The sequence below is a fragment of the Burkholderiales bacterium genome, from assembly GCA_013695435.1.
Lineage (GTDB): Bacteria > Pseudomonadota > Gammaproteobacteria > Burkholderiales > JACMKV01 > JACMKV01.
Map to the genome: position 1 here is coordinate 1 of JACDAM010000214.1, position 3,652 is coordinate 3,652.

The following is a 3,652-nucleotide window of genomic DNA, read 5'->3' on the forward strand; positions in this document are numbered from 1 at the left end:
GGTTTCGACGATACTGGGCCGTCTGCGTCGCCGCGCAGCTTGCCCGTAGTCCGGCTACTGATGCTGCACTGCGCGTCTAGCAGCCAGCCCATTCTCGTCGAAACGCGATCCGCGCGGGACTTAATCAGAGGTTCCTTAACAATCGCGCTGCCATCGGCAGAAGCTCGTTTTCCTCGCGCTCGATGTGGCGCTCGTACAGACCGGCCAGCGCCTCGACATCATCCGCCGCAAGTGACACGGATTCGCCTGCAACAACTCGTTCAAGCACCACGCGCACGCGCTGCCAGTCCGCTTCCAGCGTACGGTGATCGGCCTTTAGCCCTTCGGTCAGTTCGCGCAGGCAGACCGCGTCTGACCCGGCCATCGATTCGATGAGCGCGGGAAAGAGGTCCTCGCTCGTCAGCGAGATGGTGCCTGGCCGACGTGTCGAAATAGCGCATCACGTTCGCCGCCGCGATGCGCGCGTCCTCGTCGGCGCCATGCGCCGCCAGGTGCGGGACCAGACGCCTCAACGTTGCGCATTGTTGCTCAAGGCGGTGGTGGCAGGCAGAGAGCATCTCAAGTGGCGCCTCCGACCCGGCAGCCGGCGCCGGGAAGCCAGCCAAATTTGTACTCGTGAGGGGTCTCTCGCGAAACCCGCGGTTTTGCCATCGCGGAAAGGCCAATCGATGGACAAAGCCGCTGCCGATGCGATCATGAACTTTTTTACGTTGTCGTCCATATGAGAGGCGTCGTAGACCGACTTGCCAGCTTGATTCTCCAAGATTTGACGCGCATGGCCATCTTCGCGCGGGTGGTGGAGGCGAAAACTTTTTCCGAGGCCGCGCGTCGTCTGGCGATGTCCAAATCCCAAGTGAGCGGGCATCCTGCGGGCTGCATTAACGGAATATTTGCCGGTTGAGCGCTCGATTTATGCGATTTATCTGCCCAATCGGCACCTTTCCCCGAAGGTACGCGCCTTCATCGATTTCTTGCTGGCGCGCTTCGGACCGACACCCTGTTGGGATCTTTAACGGGGCATGCCCGAGACATTCTTCAAATGCCGGACATTAACCAGATGCCGGAATAGCCCGACGAGTCTCGATCTCGTGACGCGCGGCTTGCTATCCGCGCAGCAGGCCTTCGACAAAACCGATGTGATAGACCATGAAGGCGCCGAGCGCGCAGGTAGCGCCGCCGATGAGCGCCGTCATGCTGTTGTGCAGCCAGGCGAGATGGCCGGCGGACAGCCGCAAGGGTATGGCGATCGCAACTGAGAGCAGCGCCATGCCAGCGATGGAGCCGATGCCGAACAAGGCGATGTAAAGCAACCCCAGCGCCGGCGATTGCACCGCGCCCAGGCTCAGTAAAACCAGCGCGGCGGAACCGGCCATGCCGTGCATGATGCCGATCGCCAGCGCGCGCAGCGGCGGCTTTTCGCGATGCGCATGGCGATGCGGCGAAACTTTGTGCGCGCCTTCCCCGGAATGGCTGTGCGCATGCACGTGCGCGATGCCGTTGTCATGGCTATGCAGGTGAAAGTGGATGCGCCGGCGCAGCAGGCGTCGCAGTACGTCGGCGCCCAGCACGACCAGCATCAGCCCCACGCCCAGTTCGAGCGCCTGCGCCATACGCTCCGGAATCGCCGTGCCGAGCGCCAGTACGACGCCGCCGAACAGCATCAGCGTCAAGGTATGGCCGATTCCCCACGCGACTCCCTGCTTCATGGTTTGCGCGAGGGAACTCTGTCGCGTCGCAAGGGTGGCCACCGCCGCCAGATGATCGGCATCGGTCGCATGCCTGAGGCCGAGCAGGAAACCGATGACCAGTATCGACAGGCTGGTCACGAGGCGATGCGCCCGGCTGCTGCCGCCTGGCTGCGCAGCCAGGCGTACCAGGCGGACATCCCTTCGCCTGTTTGCGCCGATACGCGGAACACGCTGATGCCGGGATTCACCTGCCGCGCGTACGCAATGCAGCGCTCGACATCGAACTCAAGATGCGGCAACAGATCGATTTTGTTGAGCAGCATGACCTCGCTCGCCTTGAACATGTGCGGATATTTGAGCGGCTTATCCTCGCCTTCGGTCACCGACAGAATCACGACCTTCGCGCGCTCACCCAAATCGAACAGCGCCGGACACACGAGATTGCCGACGTTTTCGATCATCACCACCGAGCCGGGCGGCGGTTGCAGGGCTTGCAGGCCACGCGCAAGCATGTCGGCTTCGAGGTGGCAGCCGGTGCCGGTATTGATCTGGATCGCCTTCGCCCCGGCGGCGCGGATGCGTTGCGCGTCATGCGCGGTCGCCTGGTCGCCTTCGATGACGTTGATCGCAAGATCGGCCTGCAGGTCGCGGATCGTGCGTTCGAGCAGAGTCGTCTTGCCCGAGCCCGGCGAGCTCACCAGATTCAGCGCAAGGATGTCGCGTCCCGCCAGCCAGCCGCGATTGCGCTCGGCGAGCAACTGGTTCTTGGCGAGGATGTTCTGCTCCAGCGCGAGGATCGTGCCGCGCCTGTCTGCGTGCAGCGCAGCGCTGTCGCTGTGTGCGCCAGCGTGCGTATGAGTTTGCTGGCGCACATCGTGTCCGTGCCCGCTGGTGTGCGCGTGGCCGTGCGAATGTGCATGCGAGTACGCGTGGCCGTGCGAGTGCCCATGATCGTGGGTATGCGGATGAGCGTGCGTGTGCGGATGAGCGTGATCGTGGCCGTGATCGTGTACCGCGTCATGATCGGGCGAGTGGCTGGGCTCGTACCCGTGCGAGTGCCCGTGATCGCCCGCAGGCGTCGCGGCGCCATGAGCATGTTCGTGCGCCGCACTGTGCTCATGCGCGTGCTCGTGGTCGCCCCGGCTCATGGTCAGTTTCTCTCCTGTGACCGGATCCGTGAGAGTTACGCTTTCCGCATCAGAACAGCCGCAGGTCACGCACATTCCGCCACCTCCATTTGCCTGATTTTCAGTTCATTGCCGGCGATGACTTCGATATTCACGCTGCCGCATTCGCAGCGCCCGAACATCTCGGTCAGCATCATTTCACCGCCGCATTCGCTGCAGCGCGCCCGCCCCGGAGTCTCGATAATTTCAAGTTCGGCGCCTTCGACGATCGTATCTTTGGCGCAGACTTCGAAACAAAAGCGTATGGCGTCCGGCATCACCGCCGAGAGCTTGCCGATTTCCAGAGTTACGCGCAGGACCTGCTGGCCCGACGCACGCTCGGCGCAAATCGCTACCACATTGCCGGTTATGCTGAGTTCATGCATAAATCGCGTTCTGCTGCGCCGACGCCAATTCCAGTGTGAACAGCTCATCCAGGGATTTGGCCATCACCGTTTGCGCAACCGCGGCCTTCAACGTGTCCAGTTCTTCGCGTTCCCGTGCTGTCTCGCGATTTGCCTCGCGGTTTTCCCGCAGGCAGCTGGCGAGGTCGAAGAACCGCTGCGGCATCACTCCCGCGCGCAGTGCGATCCTTACCTGCTGCCGAGCGTCGCTGACCGTGAATTGAAATGCATCGAGCGCGGCGCGCGAACGATCCTGCTCATCCAGCTTGAAATGCCCGCGCGTCACGCATCGGGTCACGTATTCGATTGCATCGCGTATTCCTGGGCCGCTGTGCCGCGTCGTCACCGATAGGTGCTCGCGATCCCAGGGTTCGGCTTGCGACAGGATGCCGCC

The 3,652-nt window shown here is 62.7% G+C and carries 5 protein-coding genes and 1 pseudogene; 1 reads left to right on the forward strand and 5 read right to left on the reverse strand.

All coding sequences use genetic code 11. The annotated features are described in order from the left end of the window. Positions 1-124: 124 nt before the first annotated feature. A pseudogene (locus H0V78_10575) lies at positions 125-557 on the reverse strand (hemerythrin domain-containing protein). 306 nt (positions 558-863) lie between these two features. On the opposite strand from H0V78_10575, the gene H0V78_10580 reads away from it, so the two are divergent. Continuing rightward, positions 864-1,013: a hypothetical protein gene (locus H0V78_10580; protein ID MBA2352196.1), complete on the forward strand. Its 150-nt coding sequence runs from the start codon at positions 864-866 to the stop codon at positions 1,011-1,013. A gap of 90 nt (positions 1,014-1,103) precedes the next feature. Here the strand turns inward: H0V78_10580 and H0V78_10585 are convergent, their stop codons facing one another. The 4 genes from H0V78_10585 to H0V78_10600 all read right to left on the reverse strand — a co-directional run. Then, positions 1,104-1,817 (reverse strand): urease accessory protein, encoded by a 714-nt coding sequence (locus H0V78_10585; protein ID MBA2352197.1) that lies wholly within the window; start codon positions 1,815-1,817, stop codon positions 1,104-1,106. 5 nt (positions 1,818-1,822) lie between these two features. After that, positions 1,823-2,911, reverse strand: a complete 1,089-nt coding sequence (gene hypB / locus H0V78_10590; GenBank protein MBA2352198.1) for a hydrogenase nickel incorporation protein HypB — start codon at positions 2,909-2,911, stop codon at positions 1,823-1,825. Then, on the reverse strand, positions 2,902-3,240 hold the full coding sequence (gene hypA / locus H0V78_10595) for a hydrogenase maturation nickel metallochaperone HypA (GenBank protein MBA2352199.1): 339 nt from the start codon (positions 3,238-3,240) through the stop codon (positions 2,902-2,904). Before hypA ends, hypB begins: the two co-directional genes overlap by 10 nt. Next, on the reverse strand, positions 3,233-3,652 hold a 420-nt coding region (locus H0V78_10600; GenBank protein ID MBA2352200.1), incomplete at its 5' end, for a hypothetical protein. The genes H0V78_10600 and hypA, both read right to left, overlap by 8 nt.

Coding starts and splice junctions, on each gene's coding strand:
- hypB (MBA2352198.1), bottom strand. CDS start 2,911: ATGTGCGTGACCTGCGGCTGTTCTGATGCGGAAAGCGTAACTCTCACG.
- hypA (MBA2352199.1), bottom strand. CDS start 3,240: ATGCATGAACTCAGCATAACCGGCAATGTGGTAGCGATTTGCGCCGAG.